17 protein-coding genes are annotated in these 16213 nt (G+C 71.4%); 13 read left to right on the top strand and 4 right to left on the bottom strand.

Annotated elements, in window-relative coordinates; genetic code table 11:
• On the top strand, nucleotides 1-901 hold a 901-nt coding region (locus tag J7E87_RS34285; RefSeq protein ID WP_374195259.1), incomplete at its 5' end, for a hypothetical protein.
• Nucleotides 898-2079 carry a type VII secretion-associated serine protease mycosin gene (gene mycP / locus J7E87_RS34280; RefSeq protein WP_215098570.1) on the top strand — a complete coding sequence of 394 codons (1182 nt, stop codon included), beginning with the start codon at nucleotides 898-900 and terminating at the stop codon, nucleotides 2077-2079. The genes J7E87_RS34285 and mycP, both read left to right, overlap by 4 nt.
• Before the next feature lie 235 nt (nucleotides 2080-2314).
• On the opposite strand, the gene J7E87_RS34275 is transcribed toward mycP, so the two are convergent.
• The gene (locus tag J7E87_RS34275; protein ID WP_215098569.1) at nucleotides 2315-2902 is read right to left on the bottom strand and encodes a serine hydrolase; all 588 of its coding nucleotides are present in this window, start codon (nucleotides 2900-2902) and stop codon (nucleotides 2315-2317) included.
• 23 nt (nucleotides 2903-2925) lie between these two features.
• Here J7E87_RS34275 and J7E87_RS34270 point away from each other — a divergent pair, with 23 nt between their 5' ends.
• Nucleotides 2926-3657, top strand: a complete 732-nt coding sequence (locus J7E87_RS34270; RefSeq protein ID WP_215098568.1) for an SseB family protein — start codon at nucleotides 2926-2928, stop codon at nucleotides 3655-3657.
• A gap of 13 nt (nucleotides 3658-3670) precedes the next feature.
• Here the strand turns inward: J7E87_RS34270 and J7E87_RS34265 are convergent, their stop codons facing one another.
• Nucleotides 3671-4033: a DUF1844 domain-containing protein gene (locus J7E87_RS34265; RefSeq protein ID WP_215098567.1), complete on the bottom strand. Its 363-nt coding sequence runs from the start codon at nucleotides 4031-4033 to the stop codon at nucleotides 3671-3673.
• Between the two features lie 350 nt (nucleotides 4034-4383).
• Here J7E87_RS34265 and infC point away from each other — a divergent pair, with 350 nt between their 5' ends.
• The 10 genes from infC (at nucleotide 4384) to J7E87_RS34215 (ending at nucleotide 14619) form a co-directional block, all read left to right on the top strand.
• On the top strand, nucleotides 4384-5058 hold the full coding sequence (gene infC / locus J7E87_RS34260; protein ID WP_215098566.1) for a translation initiation factor IF-3: 675 nt from the start codon (nucleotides 4384-4386) through the stop codon (nucleotides 5056-5058).
• A 123-nt stretch (nucleotides 5059-5181) separates the two neighbouring features.
• Nucleotides 5182-5376, top strand: coding sequence for a 50S ribosomal protein L35 (gene rpmI, locus J7E87_RS34255; RefSeq protein ID WP_215098565.1), 195 nt, complete (start codon nucleotides 5182-5184; stop codon nucleotides 5374-5376).
• Nucleotides 5377-5485: 109 nt separating this feature from the next.
• A complete protein-coding gene (gene rplT, locus J7E87_RS34250) occupies nucleotides 5486-5878 on the top strand; it encodes a 50S ribosomal protein L20 (RefSeq protein ID WP_215098564.1) in 393 nt (130 codons plus the stop codon).
• A gap of 154 nt (nucleotides 5879-6032) precedes the next feature.
• Nucleotides 6033-6866, top strand: coding sequence for an RNA methyltransferase (locus J7E87_RS34245; protein WP_215098563.1), 834 nt, complete (start codon nucleotides 6033-6035; stop codon nucleotides 6864-6866).
• A 98-nt stretch (nucleotides 6867-6964) separates the two neighbouring features.
• A complete protein-coding gene (locus tag J7E87_RS34240) occupies nucleotides 6965-8086 on the top strand; it encodes an ATP-binding protein (protein ID WP_215098562.1) in 1122 nt (373 codons plus the stop codon).
• 115 nt (nucleotides 8087-8201) lie between these two features.
• Nucleotides 8202-9356: a phenylalanine--tRNA ligase subunit alpha gene (gene pheS, locus J7E87_RS34235; RefSeq protein WP_215098561.1), complete on the top strand. Its 1155-nt coding sequence runs from the start codon at nucleotides 8202-8204 to the stop codon at nucleotides 9354-9356.
• On the top strand, nucleotides 9356-11893 hold the full coding sequence (gene pheT / locus J7E87_RS34230) for a phenylalanine--tRNA ligase subunit beta (RefSeq protein WP_215098560.1): 2538 nt from the start codon (nucleotides 9356-9358) through the stop codon (nucleotides 11891-11893). The genes pheS and pheT overlap by 1 nt, the downstream gene beginning before the upstream one ends.
• A 206-nt stretch (nucleotides 11894-12099) precedes the next feature.
• Nucleotides 12100-12399: a SpoIIE family protein phosphatase gene (locus J7E87_RS34225; RefSeq protein WP_308313201.1), complete on the top strand. Its 300-nt coding sequence runs from the start codon at nucleotides 12100-12102 to the stop codon at nucleotides 12397-12399.
• Between the two features lie 297 nt (nucleotides 12400-12696).
• On the top strand, nucleotides 12697-14037 hold the full coding sequence (locus J7E87_RS34220) for a transcriptional regulator (RefSeq protein WP_215098559.1): 1341 nt from the start codon (nucleotides 12697-12699) through the stop codon (nucleotides 14035-14037).
• 51 nt (nucleotides 14038-14088) lie between these two features.
• Complete coding sequence (locus J7E87_RS34215; protein WP_215098558.1) at nucleotides 14089-14619, top strand: NUDIX hydrolase; 531 nt, start codon at nucleotides 14089-14091, stop codon at nucleotides 14617-14619.
• A 10-nt stretch (nucleotides 14620-14629) separates the two neighbouring features.
• On the opposite strand, the gene J7E87_RS34210 is transcribed toward J7E87_RS34215, so the two are convergent.
• Nucleotides 14630-14887 carry a hypothetical protein gene (locus tag J7E87_RS34210; protein ID WP_215098557.1) on the bottom strand — a complete coding sequence of 86 codons (258 nt, stop codon included), beginning with the start codon at nucleotides 14885-14887 and terminating at the stop codon, nucleotides 14630-14632.
• 185 nt (nucleotides 14888-15072) lie between these two features.
• A complete protein-coding gene (locus J7E87_RS34205) occupies nucleotides 15073-15933 on the bottom strand; it encodes a 3-hydroxybutyryl-CoA dehydrogenase (protein ID WP_215098556.1) in 861 nt (286 codons plus the stop codon).
• Nucleotides 15934-16213 lie beyond the last annotated feature (280 nt).

Genomic DNA, 16213 nt, shown 5'->3' with positions numbered 1-16213 from the left:
GCCTACGCGACGCAGGCCCGTCGGGGCCGTCGACCTCACGCCGCGGCCCGGCGCGCGACCCGCGCACCACGGCTCCGGAGGCTGGTCCTGGGCGCCGCCGGAGAGCCCGGCCGAGATGACCACCCGGCTCCGTCCCGTACGGACCCGGCACCCCGCGCGCACCCTCGGCGCGGTCGCCTGCGTCGCCCTCGGGCTCGGCCTGATCGGCGGTGCTGCCACCGGCAGCTGGCTGACCGGCGACTCCAGCGCCGACGCCACCGCCCGTACCGGGTACACCGCGACCCGCACTCTCTGGCACAGCGCCCCCGTCGACACCCTGTTCCCCCGCACTCTGAAAGGCAGGGGCGCGGGCCCCGGCGCCGCGGACCGGGTCTGGACCCGGATCGCCGTCGCGCCCGACGGCGACTGCGCGATCGCCCTCGACCCGCTGCTGGTCACGACGTTGCAGCCGGTCGGCTGCACCCGCGTACTGCGCGCCACCTACACCGACGCGACGGCCAGCAGCGTCACCACCGTCGGGATGATCTTCACCGAGGCCGACGCCGCCGCCATGCACACGCTGGCCTCCCGCTTCACCGCCGAAGGCCTCGACGAGCGCCCAGATCTGATGCCCCGCACCCTCCCGGCCAAGGGCACCGTCGCCGCCGGTTTCGGCGCACGGCAGCGCGCCAGCTGGACCGTGAACGTGCTGACCGAGGCGCCCGTCGTCATTTATGCCGTGTCCGGCTTCGCCGACGGCCGCACCGTCACCGACCCGCAGCCCGCCGACGAGGCCAAGGCCAAGGGTGCGACGTCCGCGCCCGCCCAGGCCGGCCTCGGCCATGATGCCAAGGGCATCGCGGACCGAATCCAGGGCGCACTGCGCAAGACCGTCACCACGGCCACGGAGAAGCCCGAATGACCCGCCGCCCCGTCCCGAGCCGCCACCGCATCGCCGCTGCCCTCGCGGCCGTCGCCCTCGCGCTCCTGCCGGCGACGCCCGCGCAGGCGGACGGCATCCGGACCCAGCAGTGGGCGCTCAGCTCCATGAACACCGACCAGGCCTGGCGCACCACCAAGGGCGAGGGCATCACCGTCGCGGTCCTCGACACGGGCGTCGACGACCGCCACCCCGACCTGGCGGGCTCGGTCCTGCCCGGCAAAGACCTCATCGGCTTCGGCGCCCAGCGCGGCGAACGCGCCTGGGCCCGCCACGGCACCGCCATGGCCGGCATCATCGCCGCCCACGGCCACGGCTCCGGCAGCGAGGACGGCGTGATGGGCATCGCGCCCGAGGCGAAGATTCTCCCTGTCCGGGTCATCCTCGAAGGCACCGACAAGGCCCGCGACAAGGCCCGCAACTCCCGCGGCAACGCCCTCGCCCAGGGCATCCGCTGGGCCGCCGACCATGGCGCCGACGTCATCAACCTCTCCCTCGGCGACGACAGCGAGTCCGCGCACCCCGAGGCCGCCGAGGACGCCGCCGTGCAGTACGCACTCGCCAAGGGCTCCGTCGTCGTCGCGTCCGCCGGCAACGGAGGCGAGAAGGGCGACCACATCTCGTACCCCGCCGCCTACCCCGGCGTGATCGCCGTGACCGCCGTCGACCGCTTCGGCACCCACGCGGCCTTCTCCACCCGCCGCTGGTACGCCACCGTCAGCGCCCCCGGCGTCGACATCGTCATGGCCGACCCCGACCAGAAGTACTACCAGGGCTGGGGCACCAGCGCGGCCGCCGCCTTCGTCTCCGGCGCGGTCGCCCTGGTCCGCTCCGCCCACCCGGGCCTGGCCCCTGCCCAGATCAAGAAGCTCCTCGCGGACTCCGCCCGCAACGGCCCCAAGGGCGGTCGCGACGACGCCAAGGGATACGGCACCGTCGACCCGGCCGCCGCGATCAAGGCGGGCGCGAAGTTGCGCCCCGCCGACTTGAAGGCCGCCTCCGCGGGCTACGACAAGCAGTATTTCGGCCCCGGCCCCGCGGCCGTGAAGAAGGACTCGGAGCCCGCCGGCTGGCTCGCCCCGCTCGCGGGCGGCATCGGCGCGCTCGTGCTGGCGTGCGCCGTCGTCCTCTGGCGCGGCGGCCGGGCCGGACGCGCCTGACCGGGCCGAGCGAGCGGGGCCTGGCCGCGTCAAGCCGGAGGCACGCCGGCGGCGCCTGACCCGGGCAAGCCGGAGGCACCTGACCGGGCCGGGCCGGGCCGGGTCAGATGCGCCTGGCCGACCCACGCGGGCGGCGTCTGACCGGGCCGAGCCGGCGGCGCCTGACGCGGGCAAGCCGGAGGCACGCGGGTGGCGCCTGCCCCGGGCCGGGCCGGCGGCGCCCCAGCCGGCCGGATCAGACGCGCCCTACCGCCTCCCGCACCGCCGCCTCGACGCACGCGATGCCCGCCTCCTTCGTCTCATGCCCGTCGGAGAGCACCGCGACGAGCCGGCCGTCGGCCCACCCCACGGAGTGCACGACCCACAGCCCGGTATCCCGCATCGGCATCCAGCCGTTCTTGAGCGCCCAGGCGCCGCCCGCGGCCGACACCCCCCAGTCCTGCCCCTCGCCCACCTGGCCCATGAGGGCCCGGAGATACGCGTACGGCCCCTCGAACACGGCCCGCATCAGCGCGAGTTGATCCGCCGCGGTGGTCCGCGTCAGGCCCCAAGCCGTCTGTGCCCGCGTCTGCGTGAGCCCGAGCCGCGTATGCGCCGCGTCCAGCCCCGGCGCGCCGCCGATCGTCTCCCACAGCGCCGTCGCCGCGTCGTTGTCGCTCCGCACGATCATGGCCCGCGCCAGCTCCCGCTCCCGCACGGTCAGCGGACGCCCCTCCAGCAACAGCGCGGCCAGGATCGAGACCTTCACGACGCTCGCCGAGGGATACGACCGCTGCTCGCCGTACGACCGGCCCGGCACGGCGACCGAAACACTGGCACTCATAGCAGGGAGGTTAGGCTCGTCGCGTGGCGCTCAAGAACATCCCAGACCCCGGATTCTCCGACGACGACGGCACCGCCGATCCCCGGCTGGCGGCGGCCCTCGCGGCCTGGTCCGCGGACCGCTCGGCCCAGCAGCCGGTGCTCGAAGCCCTCAAGGACGCCCGGCTGCTGATCCCGGTCGTCGCCCTCCTCGGCGAGGTCGACGTGGACGAGAACGGCCTGCGCCACGAGAAGACCAGCGACATGGCGGTCCCCACGCTGACGGCGGGCGACCGCCGTGCGCTGCCCGCGTTCACCTCGATCGATTCGCTGGCCCGCTGGGACCCCCATGCGCGCCCCGTCGCCGTACCGCTGCACCAGGCATTGCAGGCAGTCGCCCATGAGAAGGCCGACACGCTGCTGCTCGACGTCGCCGGCCCCGTTCAATTCCAGTTGACCGGCAGCGCGCTGCTCGCTCTCTCCGAAGGCCGCACCAGTGCCGACCCGCTCGACGACCCCGCGGTCACCACGGCGGTACGGGACGCGGTCGCCGCCGAGCCCGCGGTGCTCCGCGCCCACCTCGGCCCGGGCCGCGCGGACGGGGTCCTCGCCCTGGTCCTCGCCGCGGACGCGGTCCCGGCCCAGGCGGCCCGCCGTCTTGCCGAGACGCTGGCGGCCGACGACGTACTGAGGGCCCGCCTGGTGCGGGGCCTCGACCTGGCACTGCTCCCGGCCGAGGCCACCCCGCCGGGCGAGCCCCTCTTCGTACGCGGTTAGGGAGGGATTCGGGTCAGCCGTACACCGGGCCCGTGTACTTCTCGCCCGGTCCCTGGCCCGGCTCGTCCGGGACCAGCGACGCCTCGCGGAACGCCAGCTGCAGGGACTTCAGCCCGTCGCGCAGCGGAGCCGCATGGAAGGAGCTGATCTCGGTCGCGCTCGCGTCCATCAGACCTGCCAGCGCGTGCACCAGTTTCCGCGCCTCGTCCAGGTCCTTGTGCTCCGCGCCGTCCTCGGTCAGACCGAGTTTCACGGCGGCGGCGCTCATCAGATTCACCGCGACCGTGACGATCACCTCGACGGCGGGGACCTCCGCGATGTCGCGGGTCATGTCGTCGTAGCCGGGGGACTCATTGGGGGTGGGCGCGTCACTCATGACGCACACGATATGCCCAGCCGCGGGCGACCCCGCCCCGGCCACCGGTTAGCCGCTTCCGGCCAGAGCTGCTAACCTTGTGTAACGACCGGCCGGACACCTGTGTGCCCGGCCCACAAGTGGAGGCTCCGATCTCCCACCTGGCTGTCCTCCGGGACGGCGGGTCACCGGTCAGGTGGCGCCCATCGTTCCGTACGGACGATGGAGCCGCCCGATAAGCCCCGCGGTAGCACGCGGCGGTGTTCCGGTATTCCAGGAGCTCCCGCCTGTGTCCCGTCCGGGGCATTTTTGTCATTCCGGCACGGTTGGTCTTAGGAAACAGACGTTACACGGCTGCCTGCCAGACATCCGTGTGGTGCTACTTAGGAGGATCCATCAGCGCCGAGCCCCGCATCAACGACCGGATTCGCGTTCCCGAAGTGCGACTTGTCGGTCCCAGCGGCGAGCAGGTCGGGATTGTTCCGCTTGCCAAGGCCCTCGAGCTTGCGCAGGAGTACGACCTCGACCTGGTCGAGGTCGCGGCGACCGCCCGTCCGCCTGTGTGCAAGCTCATGGACTACGGGAAGTTCAAGTACGAGTCGGCCATGAAGGCACGTGAGGCGCGCAAGAACCAGGCGCACACGGTCATCAAGGAGATGAAGCTCCGGCCGAAGATCGACCCGCACGACTACGACACCAAAAAGGGTCACGTCGTCCGGTTCCTCAAGCAGGGTGACAAGGTCAAGATCACGATCATGTTCCGTGGTCGTGAGCAGTCCCGCCCCGAGCTTGGCTTCCGCCTGCTGCAGCGACTCGCGTCCGACGTCGAGGACCTCGGATTCATCGAGTCGAACCCGAAGCAGGACGGCCGGAACATGATCATGGTTCTTGGCCCGCACAAGAAGAAGACCGAGGCCATGGCCGAGGCGCGTGAGGCCCAGGCCGCCCGCAAGGCGGAGCGTCAGGGCTACGCGCACGAGGAGTCGACGGACGAGGCCGCCCAGGCCCCGGTCGAGGCCCCTTCCGAGACGCCCTCCGAGGCGTGATCTGGCGGGGCTGCCAGCCAGGCAGCCCCAGATCCCGCCCGGATCCCACAAACCAAGATCTGACGCTCCCGCTGTCCGGTGTCCGCACCGGGGGAGCGCCACTGACGAGGAGATAACGGCGCTATGCCGAAGAACAAGACGCACAGCGGTGCCAAGAAGCGCTTCAAGATCACCGGCACCGGCAAGGTGCTCCGTGAGCGCGCCGGCAAGCGCCACCTGCTGGAGCACAAGTCGTCCAAGCTGACGCGTCGCCTCACCGGCAACGCCGAGATGGCCCCGGGTGACGCGAAGACCATCAAGAAGCTTCTCGGCAAGTGACGTATGTGTCCCCGGTGACCGGGGGCACGCGCCGAGACCGGGACCAATTCGTTTCCGGGCCGGGGTGAGTCGAACTCTCAACCCCAGCCCCGCTACAAGGAGTTAACAAGTGGCACGCGTCAAGCGGGCAGTCAACGCACACAAGAAGCGCCGGGCGATTCTCGAGGCGGCCAGCGGCTACCGCGGTCAGCGTTCGCGCCTGTACCGCAAGGCCAAGGAGCAGGTCACCCACTCCCTGGTCTACAACTACAACGACCGCAAGAAGCGCAAGGGCGACTTCCGTCAGCTGTGGATCCAGCGCATCAACGCCGCTGCCCGCCAGAACGGCATGACGTACAACCGCCTCATCCAGGGTCTGAAGGCCGCCAACATCGAGGTGGACCGCAAGATCCTGGCCGAGCTCGCGGTCAACGACGCCGGCGCGTTCGCCGCGCTCGTCGAGGTTGCCCAGAAGGCGCTTCCGAGCGACGTCAACGCCCCGAAGGCCGCGTCCGCGGCCTGACGGCCGCGTCCAGCCGGACCGCTTCCGGACCCGCAGGCCGTCGGCCTGCGGGTCCGGTGCGTTCTGCGCCGTATCCGGCTGTATCCGGGGGCGCCCTCGGCCCCCCGGCCCCCGGACCACCCCGCCCGGACCCGAATCAGAGAGCCGCAGGCACATGGCCCCCGAGCTGATCTCCCCGCGTTCCCCGCGCGTCACCGCCGCCCGGCGGCTTGCCAAGCGCGCCTTCCGGGGCAAGGAGCGCCTGTTCATCGCCGAGGGGCCGCAGGCCGTACGTGAAGCGGTCGCCCACCGCGGCCCCGGCGGCGAGCCCACTCTGGTCGAGCTCTTCACCACGGTCGAGGCCGCCGAGCGGTACGCGGACATCGTCGACGCCGCCCATGCCGCCGGGGTCCGGGTGCACCACGCCTCCGACGCGGTGCTCGCCGAGGTGTCCCAGACCGTCACCCCGCAGGGCCTGGTCGGCGTCTGCCGGTTCCTCGACTCGCCGTTCGAGGAGATCCTGGCGGCCCGGCCGAAGCTCGTCGCCGTACTCGCGCATGTACGCGACCCCGGGAACGCGGGGACGGTGCTGCGCTGCGCCGACGCCGCGGGCGCGGACGCCGTCGTCCTCACCGATGCGTCCGTCGACCTGTACAACCCCAAGTCGGTGCGCGCGTCTGTCGGTTCGCACTTTCATCTGCCCGTCGCCGTCGGTGTCCCCGTCGAGCAGGCGGTGCAGGGGCTGCGCGCCGCCGGAGTGCGCGTACTGGCCGCCGACGGCGCCGGCGACGACCTGGACGACGAGCTGGACGCCGGCACCATGGGCGGACCCACCGCATGGATCTTCGGCAATGAGGCCTGGGGGCTGCCGGAGGAGACCCGTGCGCTCGCGGACGCCGTAGTGCGCGTACCGATCCACGGAAAAGCCGAGAGTCTGAACCTCGCGACCGCCGCGGCCGTATGCCTCTATGCCTCGGCGCGTGCCCAGCGCGCGGTGGGTACTCACTGAGTGGGAGTACTCGCTCAGGGGGTCCGCTCCGTCACTTCCAGCTAGTAGTGTGACGGGCTCGGGGGCCCACTGCGGCGGCGGAGAGGTGGGGTACGGGGATGGCTGTCGGTACGAGCAGGCTCGCGGAGACACACGGGGCGTTGCTGTGCCAGTCCGGCGGTCTCGACGCGTTCGGGATCGACCCCGACGACCTTCCCGACGGACTTGTCGTCGCCGACGAGACCGGCCGCGTGATCTGCTTCAACGCCGCGGCCGTACGGATCACCGCCATGTCCAGCGGCGATGCGCTCGGCCTGCCGCTGGAGCGCGCACTGCCGCTGGAGGATCTCAAGGGCTGCCGCTGGTGGACGCTGACCGACCCGTACGGCGGACTGGCCACCCGCGTCGGGCAGCCGGAGCGCAATCTGCTGCTGCCCGGCGGCCGTGAGGTTCTCGTCGCCGCCCGCTATGTGCGCGAATACCCCACCGGGCCGGTACGCCGCCTCGTCGTCAGCCTGCGCGGCACCGAGGCACGGCGCCGCACCGAACGCAGTCATGCCGAGCTGATAGCGACCGTCGCCCATGAACTGCGGTCCCCGCTCACCTCCGTGAAGGGCTTCACGGCGACGCTGCTCGCCAAGTGGGAGCGGTTCACCGACGACCAGAAGCGGCTGATGCTGGAGACGGTCGACGCCGACGCCAACCGCGTCACCCGGCTCATCGCCGAGCTGCTCGACATCTCCCGTATCGACTCCGGGCGGCTCGAAGTGCGCCGCCAGCCCGTGGACATCGCGGCCGCCGTCGGGCGCCACATCCAGGCGCACATAGCCAGCGGCCAGTCTCCCGACCGCTTCTTCGTACGTATCCAGCGCCCGCTGCCCGACCTGTGGGCCGACCCGGACAAGATTGACCAGGTGCTCGGCAACCTGCTGGAAAATGCGGTGCGCCACGGCGCGGGAACCGTCACCATCGACGTGGCGCCGGCATTGGCGAAGGACGACGAGAAGGGTACGGCGGTCACCGTGAGCGACGAAGGCCCCGGCATTCCCGAGGCGTCGATGGGCCGTGTCTTCACCCGCTTCTGGCGGGGGAGCAAGCGAGGCGGCACGGGCCTTGGCCTCTACATCGTCAAGGGCATCGTCGAGGCGCACGGCGGGACGATCACCGTCGGCCGCGGACCCGGCGGCGGCGCCGAGTTCCGATTTATTCTGCCCGTGAGTGCCCCGGCCTATCTCGGCTGAGCGGCCCGCGGGCTCATTCGCCTCTCCACACCCCGTTAGACTCGACCTTTGGCACCTTTGCGTCCTCGGTCGACGAGCGGGGGCCCCAGCCAGCCCATCGGAAGTACGGGAAGAGATGTCCGCACCCAATAAGTCGTACGACCCTGTTGAGGTCGAGGCACTGAAGCCGGAAGAGATCGAGCGCATGCGGGACGAGGCGCTCGCCGCCTTCGCCGCCGCCGGCGACCTCGACGAGCTCGCCCACGCGAAGGTCGCGCACACCGGCGGCGGTTCGCCGCTCGCCCTCGCCAACCGGGAGATCGGCGCACTGCCGCCGCAGGCCAAGGCCGAGGCCGGTAAGCGCGTGGGCCAGGCCCGCGGCGTCGTGAGCAAGGCGCTCGCCGCCCGCCAGGCCGAGCTGGAGGCCGAGCGCGACACCCGCGTGCTGGTCGAGGAGGCAGTGGACGTCACGCTGCCCTACGACCGTGTTCCGGCCGGCGCCCGCCACCCACTGATCACGCTCTCCGAGCGCATCGAGGACATCTTCACGGCCATGGGCTATGAGGTGGCCGAAGGCCCCGAGGTCGAGACGGAGTGGCTGAACTTCGACGCGCTGAACATCGCCGCGGACCACCCTGCCCGCGGCGAGCACGACACCTTCTTCGTCGAGGGCCGCGACGGCGGTGAGGGCACCACCCGGGCCGAAGGCTCTGGGGGAGGTTCCGGCGTCGTACTGCGCACGCACACCTCGCCCGTGCAGATCCGCTCGCTGCTCGACCGCGAGCCGCCGGTGTACGTCATCTGCCCCGGCCGCGTCTACCGCACCGACGATCTGGACGCCACCCACACCCCGGTCTTCCACCAGGTCGAGCTGCTCGCGGTGGACGAGGGCCTGACCATGGCCGACCTCAAGGGCACCCTCGACCACATGGTCCGGGCGCTCTTCGGCGGCGAAGGGATGAAGACCCGGCTCCGGCCGAACTTCTTCCCCTTCACCGAGCCGTCCGCCGAGATGGACATGGTCTGCTACGTGTGCCGCGGCGAGTCCGTCGGGAACCCGGACCGGCCCTGCCGCACTTGCGGCAGCGAGGGATGGATCGAACTCGGCGGCTGCGGCATGGTCAACCCGAAGGTGCTCGTCGCCTGCGGCGTCGACCCCAACAAGTACAGCGGATTCGCCTTCGGGTTCGGCATCGAGCGGATGCTGATGTTCCGCCACAACGTCGAAGACATGCGAGACATGGTCGAGGGTGACGTCCGGTTCACCCGGCCGTTCGGGATGGAGATCTGATGCGGGTCCCGCTTTCCTGGCTGCGGGAGTACGTCAACCTGCCGGCCACTGAGACCGGCCGCGACGTACAGACCAAGCTCATCGCGGCAGGTCTCGAGGTCGAAACGGTCGAGCAGCTCGGCGCCGGCCTCAAGGGCCCCCTCGTCGTCGGCCAGGTGCTGACCATCGAGGAGCTGACCGAGTTCAAGAAGCCCATCCGCTTCTGCACCGTCGACGTCGGCATGGCGGGAGGCACCGGCGAGCCGCAGGAGATCGTCTGCGGCGCGCGCAACTTCTCCGTCGGCGACAAGGTCGTTGTGGTCCTGCCGGGCGCCGTGCTGCCCGGGGACTTCGCGATCGCGGCGCGCAAGACGTACGGCAGGACCTCGCACGGCATGATCTGCTCCGGCGAGGAGCTCGGCATGGGGGACGACGGCTGGGGGTCCCCCCGGACGGAGTCTGGGGGAGGCATCATCGTGCTGCCGCCCGAGCACGAGGTCGGCACCGACGCCATCGAGCTGCTCGAGCTCGTCGACGAGGTCCTCGACATCGCCGTCACGCCCGACCGCGGCTACTGCCTGTCGATGCGCGGCGTCGCCCGCGAGACCGCCATCTCCTACGGCCTGCCGCTGCGCGACCCGGCGCTGCTGGACGTGCCCGCACCGAACTCCTTCGGCCACCCTGTCAAGGTCTCCGACCCGATCGGCTGTGACCACTTCACCGCGCGCACGGTCGTCGGCCTGGACCCCGAGGCCCGCTCCCCGATCTGGCTGCAGCGCCGGCTGCAGAAGGCCGGGATGCGCCCGATCTCGCTCGCCGTCGACGTCACCAACTACGTGATGCTCGAGGTCGGCCAGCCGCTGCACGCCTACGACCGGACCCGTCTCGCCGGGCCGATCGGGGTGCGCCGCGCCGAGCCCGGCGAGAAACTCACCACCCTGGACGGCGTGCAGCGGGTGCTGGACGCCGAGGACCTGGTGATCACCGACAATCGCGGGCCGATCGGCCTCGCCGGCGTCATGGGCGGCGCCAACACCGAGATCGCCGACCACGACGACGAAGCCGGTGCCACCACCGGGGTCGTCATCGAGGCCGCACACTTCGACGCCGTATCCATCGCCCGTACCGCGCGCCGCCACAAGCTGGCCTCCGAGGCGTCCAAGCGCTTCGAGCGCGGCGTCGACCCGCAGGCTGCCTCCGCCGCCGCACAGCGGACCGTCGACCTGCTGGTGCTGCTCGCGGGCGGCACCGCGGAGGCCGGCGTCACCGAGGTCGTCGCGCCGTCCGCGCCGCGTACGGTCTCGATGCCCGCCGACCATCCCGACCGTGTCGCGGGCCTCGCCTACGGCCGCGAAACCGTCGTACGCCGCCTGCAGGAGGTCGGCTGTGACGTGTACGGGCAGGACGATCTGGTCGTCACCGTCCCGTCCTGGCGTCCCGACCTCGCCGAGCCGAACGACCTCGCCGAAGAGGTCATCCGGCTCGAGGGGTACGAGAACGTGCCCTCCACACTGCCCAGGCCGCCGGCCGGCCGCGGGCTGACCGGCCGCCAGCGGCTGCACCGCCGCGTGGGCCGCGCGCTGGCCGGTGCCGGGTATGTCGAGGCGCCGAACTACCCGTTCGTCGGCGAGGCCGTCTTCGACCAGCTCGGCCTGGAAGCGGGCGACCCGCGACGCACCGTCGTCAAGCTGGTCAACCCGCTCTCCGACGAGGAGCCGGCGCTGCGCACCACGCTGCTGCCGGGCCTGCTCGGCGCGCTGCGGCGCAACGACGGCCGTGGCTCGCACGACCTGGCCCTCTTCGAGACGGGTCTGGTCTTCCGGCCGACCGGCGAGGAGACGGTCCCGGGCCCGCTGCCCGTCGACCGCCGTCCCACCGATGAGGAGATCGCCGCGCTGAACTCGGCGCTGCCGCACCAGCCGCGCCGCGTCGCCACCGTTCTGGCCGGCGCGCGCGAGCAGGCCGGCTGGTGGGACAAGGGTCGCCCGGCCGAGTGGGCCGACGCGGTCGAGTCCGCCCGTACGGTCGCCCGCGAGGCCGGCGTCGAACTCACCGTCCGCGCCGACCAGCACGCCCCGTGGCACCCGGGCCGCTGCGCCGCGCTGTACGCCACCGTGAACGGCGAGGAGACCCTCGTCGGCCACGCCGGCGAACTGCACCCGCGCGTGATCAAGGCGCTCGGACTGCCGGAGCGCACCTGCGCCATGGAGGTCGAGCTCGACCTTCTGGAACGGGCCGGTGAGGGCAACCTCCGCGCCCCGCGGATCTCCACCTTCCCGGTGGCGACCCAGGACGTCGCGCTGGTCGTGTCCCAGGACGCGCCGGCCGTCGAGGTCGAGAAGGCGCTGACCGAAGGCGCGGGTGAACTGCTGGAATCCATCCGGCTGTTCGATGTGTTCGTCGGGTCGCAGATCGGCGAGGGCAAGAAGTCCCTGGCGTACGCCCTGCGGTTCCGCGCCCCGGACCGGACGCTGACCGTCGAGGAGGCGTCGGCCGCCCGCGACGCCGCCGTCGCGCTCGCAGCCGAGCGCACTGGGGCGGTACTGCGCGGGGCCTGACCGCTCCCGTATCCCCTGTGAGGGGCTCGCCCGGACACCGGGCGCGCCCCTCACGCATCGCGGCGTGCCTCCAGCCCACTCGTTCGGGTGAGAACGTGGGGCGTCGCTCCATTCGGCCCGTGGGGCGGAGTTGCTCGCCTGCCTCGAACCGCTCCCGCCGCTGCTCGGTCTGTTCCCGCCGCCGGACGAACTGCCGGTGCACCGGTGTGCGCGACTGCCGGCCGGCGAGGCACTGTTCCTGCACACGGACGGAGCGGCGGACGCCCACGACGCGTCGGGGGAAGTTCTTCGGTCTGGAAGCCGTGCTCGCCGAGGCGGCGCTCGGCTCAACGGTCTCGCCCGCCGCCGTGATCACCACCGTTCACTCCCAGTTGCTGCGGCACACCGGTGGGCGGCTCGCCGACGATGTGGCGCTGCTGGTGCTGCGCAACGACCGCTCGCGGGTGCCGGCGCAGTGCGGGGACACCGTCCTGCGCCGTACCCGGCCGGAACCCTCCAATCGCTAGCTGTCATCTGCAGCCATGTGCAGCGATCGGCAACCAAGGGATTGCCGTACGGCCGGCGCCGCCCGCCCTGCCGCGGAGTGTCGGGCAGATAGGCAGGGCAGACGACGCGATCGAGGGCCGCCGCACTGTACGAGGGGGAGCCGGCGGCCCGGCCGCCTCTATGAGAGGCATTTCAGTCAACCGGCGCGAAGGGTACGGCGGCAGAGCGCGCGAGGCACAGATCGGGGCACTCCATTCACACCCCGTGCGAATCCCCCTCTACTACGCTGAGCGCACCGAGTCGACGGAGGGGCCCATATGCAGCCCAATACCCTGCTCGACGCCCTGCTCGACGAGGCAGGCATCTCCAACGCGGGCCTCGCCGCCCGCGTCAATCAGGCGGGCCGGGCCAGAGGTCTGTCACTGCGGTACGAACACACGGCCGTGGCACGGTGGTTGAAGGGCCAGCGCCCGCGCGGCCAGGTGCCCGACCTGATCTGCGAGGTACTCGCGGGCCGGCTGCACCGGGCAATAACGCTGGGCGACATCGGCCTCGGCGTGCCCGGCGAGTCGGTCACGCCACCGGGTTCGCCGCTCTCCGGTTTCGTGGAGCGCGCCACCGCGCTGTGGCGCTCCGACGAACAGCAAAGGCCGCACATCATCGAGGCGCCCGCGGTCACGGGCACGCCCGCGGTGATGCCTGTATGGGAGTGGGAGAACCCTCCGGAGGACTCCGACGTCTCCCGCTCCGGACAGACGCGCGTCAGCATGGCCGACATCAAAATGCTGCGCGCCGCCCGGGCGCACTACGAGCTGATGTACCGCAAGGCGGGCGGCATCGCCACCCGCGCCCGGATCGTCGGCTTCCTCAACGCCGAGACCGCGCCGCTGCTGCGCGGCGCGTACAGCGACGCGACGGGCCGCCAACTGCACCGTGCGACAGGGGGTCTGGTGGCGGTCGCCGGCATCTGCGCGTACGACTCCGACGCGCACGGCCTCGCCCAGCGCTACTTCCATCAGGCGCTGCGGCTGGCAAAGGCCAGTGGGGACCGTGGACTTGGCGCGTATGTCATCGCGCTGCTGGTCAACCAGTCGTTGTTCATGGCCGAACACCGGCAGGCGGTGGCTTTCGCGGAGGCGGCGCTGCGGGCGGCCGGGCGGCAGCTCACCCCGGCGCTGGCCGCCGATCTGTACGCGATGCAGGCGAAGGCGTACGCACATCTCGGCGACGGCAGCAGCGCTCTGCGGTGCATCCGGCGAGCGGAATTGGAGGCGGAGCGGATCCGCCGCGGACACGAGCCGGACGAGACCGGCTATGTCCAGCCGGGCCTGGTGAACGTCCAGGTCGCGGAGGCGCTGCTCAGCCTCGGTGATCTGCCGGCGGCACGCGAGCACGCCGCGGCGGCCGTCGACACTCCGGCGCACGACCGCGGCCGGGTCCACCGGCTCGCCATGCTCAGCCAGATCGAGCTGCGCCAGGGCGAGGTGGACCGGGCTGCGCAGACGGCCGCGGAGATGGTGGAGCGGGCGAGGGGGATGGAGTCGCAGCGGCTCAGGGACCGGCTGCGGGCGGTGCGCGAGCATCTCGTGGCGAGCGGTTGCAGCAATGCCAATGAGGCGGCCGAACTCATCGACGGGGCACTGCGCGTTCCCCTCTGACCGAGCTCCTGCTGCGATATTGCCATCTACTTGTCGGAAGGTGGCAGAAAAGTGCAGTGGACGAACTTAAGCGAACAGACCGTCTATGAAAACCGCTGGTTCAGCGTCAACCTCGCGGACGTCGTGCTCCCCGACGGCCGGCACCTGGACCACTTCCTCATCCGGCTCCGCCCGGTCGCCGTGGCGACAGCGGTCAACAGGGCGAACGAGGTGCTGATGCTCTGGCGGCACCGTTTCATCACCAACAGCTGGGGCTGGGAGCTCGCGGCGGGCGTCGTCGAGGACGGCGAGGGCATCGAGGCCGCCGCGGCCCGGGAGATGGAGGAGGAGACGGGCTGGCGCCCGGGCCCCCTCCAGCACCTCCTGACCGTCGAGCCGTCCAACGGCCTGACCGACGCCCGCCACCATCTCTACTGGGCCGAGGACGCCACGTACATCGGGCACCCCGAGGACGACTTCGAGTCGTCGCGCCGCGAGTGGATACCGCTCAAGCTGGTGCCCGACATGATCGCCCGCGGTGAGGTCCCGGCCGCCAACATGGCGGCCGGGCTGCTGATGCTCCACCATCTGCGGCTGGGCTGACCCCCGGCGGCTACCGGCCCAGGGCCTGCCACACGGTGACCGCCAGTGCTCCCAGCGCAGTGAGCGCGGCGACGGCCGGCAGTGGCCACCTGGCGTGCTCGAGTGCCCCGACGCGCGCGGCCAGATCGGTGAACTCCCGGTCGATCTGGTCGTTGCGCTGTGAGAGCAGTGCCAGATGCCCGTCGATCCGGGCAAGGCCGACGTCGAGACTGCGGCGTAACTCGGCGAACTCTTCGACGACCACTAAATGATCAGGGTCGGTGGTCACGGATGGGCTCCTCTTCGACAGAGTTGGACAGCGGACCCTTGACTGAGCGGAACCGAGTCAACTCTCCCTGTTCGGAGGGCGGGAGCGTGTGCGCACGGCATATGCGGGCACGCCCCGCACACTCCGTGTGAATCAGTAGTACGAAACCGTCACGCGTCCGTCCCGATCAGGAGTATCCGTCCGGATCAGGAGTACGGGTAGAACCCGGAGCCGGTCTTGCGGCCGAGCCGGCCCGCGTCCACCATCCGCAGCAGCAGCGGGGGAGCGGCGTACAGCGGCTCCTTGAACTCCTCGTACATCGAGTCGGCGACCGAGGCGACGGTGTCGAGGCCGATCAGATCGGAGAGCTTCAGCGGACCCATCGGGTGGGCGCAGCCCAGCTCCATGCCGTTGTCGATGTCCTCGCGGCTGGCGATGCCCGACTCGAACATCCGGATCGCGGAGAGCAGATACGGGATGAGCAGGGCGTTCACCACGAAGCCCGAGCGGTCCTGGGCGCGGATCGGGTGCTTGTCCAGCACGTTTTGGACCACGGCCTCGGAGCGCTTGATCGTCTCCTCGGAAGTGGTCAGCGCAGGGATCAGCTCGACGAGCTTCTGCACCGGGGCGGGGTTGAAGAAGTGGATGCCGATGACCTGGTCCGGCCGGGAGGTCGCGACGGCCAGCTTCACCAGCGGGATGGAGGAGGTGTTGGAGGCGAGGATCGCGTCCTCGCGGATCACCACCTGGTCGAGCACCTGGAAGATCTCGGTCTTGACCTGCTCGTTCTCCACGACGGCCTCGATGACGAGGTCGCGGTCGGCGAACTCCCCGAGGTCGGTGGTGAAGCTGAGCCGCTCCAGCGTCGCGTCGCGCTCCTCCTCGGTGATCTTGCCGCGTTCGGCGGCCTTCGAGAGGGAGTTGTAGAGCCGGGTGCGACCGATCTCCAGGGCCTCGCCCGTGGTCTCGGCGACCTTCACCTCGAGGCCGCTGCGGGCGCACACCTCCGCGATGCCTGCGCCCATCTGGCCGCAGCCCACCACCCCGACGCGTGCAATGTCGGCCATTGAGTCCGTCACCTCGTGCCTTTCGCTGTTCTCTGCGGCAGGCGCCCCCGTTGGTTCCGGTGCCCGCCTCGACCCCCCGACGTTACTCCGGATGCATCTGTGCGCGACGGTCAGGGGCGGGCATGCTGTGCGGAAACGGCGACCGGCACCGAGTCCAGACGGGGTGACATATGGGGCGTATCGGTAGAAGAGGGTTCGTGCTGGCGGCGGCCGGAACGCTGGCCGCGCTCGCGACGACGGGGGGCGCGGCCGCCCGGCCCGCCGGCCTGCCGGCCGGCGC

It is taken from the genome of Streptomyces sp. ISL-1 (assembly GCF_018614585.1).
Lineage (GTDB): Bacteria > Actinomycetota > Actinomycetes > Streptomycetales > Streptomycetaceae > Streptomyces > Streptomyces maoxianensis.
This window is presented reverse-complemented; position numbering and strand designations above follow the sequence as displayed.

Excerpts from the sequence above, each read along its gene's own strand:
- J7E87_RS34275 (WP_215098569.1), bottom strand. The coding sequence starts at position 2,902 with ATGAGTGCCAGTGTTTCGGTCGCCGTGCCGGGCCGGTCGTACGGCGAG.
- J7E87_RS34220 (WP_215098559.1), top strand. The coding sequence starts at position 12,697 with ATGCAGCCCAATACCCTGCTCGACGCCCTGCTCGACGAGGCAGGCATC.
- mycP (WP_215098570.1), top strand. The coding sequence starts at position 898 with ATGACCCGCCGCCCCGTCCCGAGCCGCCACCGCATCGCCGCTGCCCTC.
- J7E87_RS34265 (WP_215098567.1), bottom strand. The coding sequence starts at position 4,033 with ATGAGTGACGCGCCCACCCCCAATGAGTCCCCCGGCTACGACGACATG.
- pheT (WP_215098560.1), top strand. The coding sequence starts at position 9,356 with ATGCGGGTCCCGCTTTCCTGGCTGCGGGAGTACGTCAACCTGCCGGCC.
- J7E87_RS34245 (WP_215098563.1), top strand. The coding sequence starts at position 6,033 with ATGGCCCCCGAGCTGATCTCCCCGCGTTCCCCGCGCGTCACCGCCGCC.
- rpmI (WP_215098565.1), top strand. The coding sequence starts at position 5,182 with ATGCCGAAGAACAAGACGCACAGCGGTGCCAAGAAGCGCTTCAAGATC.
- J7E87_RS34205 (WP_215098556.1), bottom strand. The coding sequence starts at position 15,933 with ATGGCCGACATTGCACGCGTCGGGGTGGTGGGCTGCGGCCAGATGGGC.
- pheS (WP_215098561.1), top strand. The coding sequence starts at position 8,202 with ATGTCCGCACCCAATAAGTCGTACGACCCTGTTGAGGTCGAGGCACTG.
- J7E87_RS34240 (WP_215098562.1), top strand. The coding sequence starts at position 6,965 with ATGGCTGTCGGTACGAGCAGGCTCGCGGAGACACACGGGGCGTTGCTG.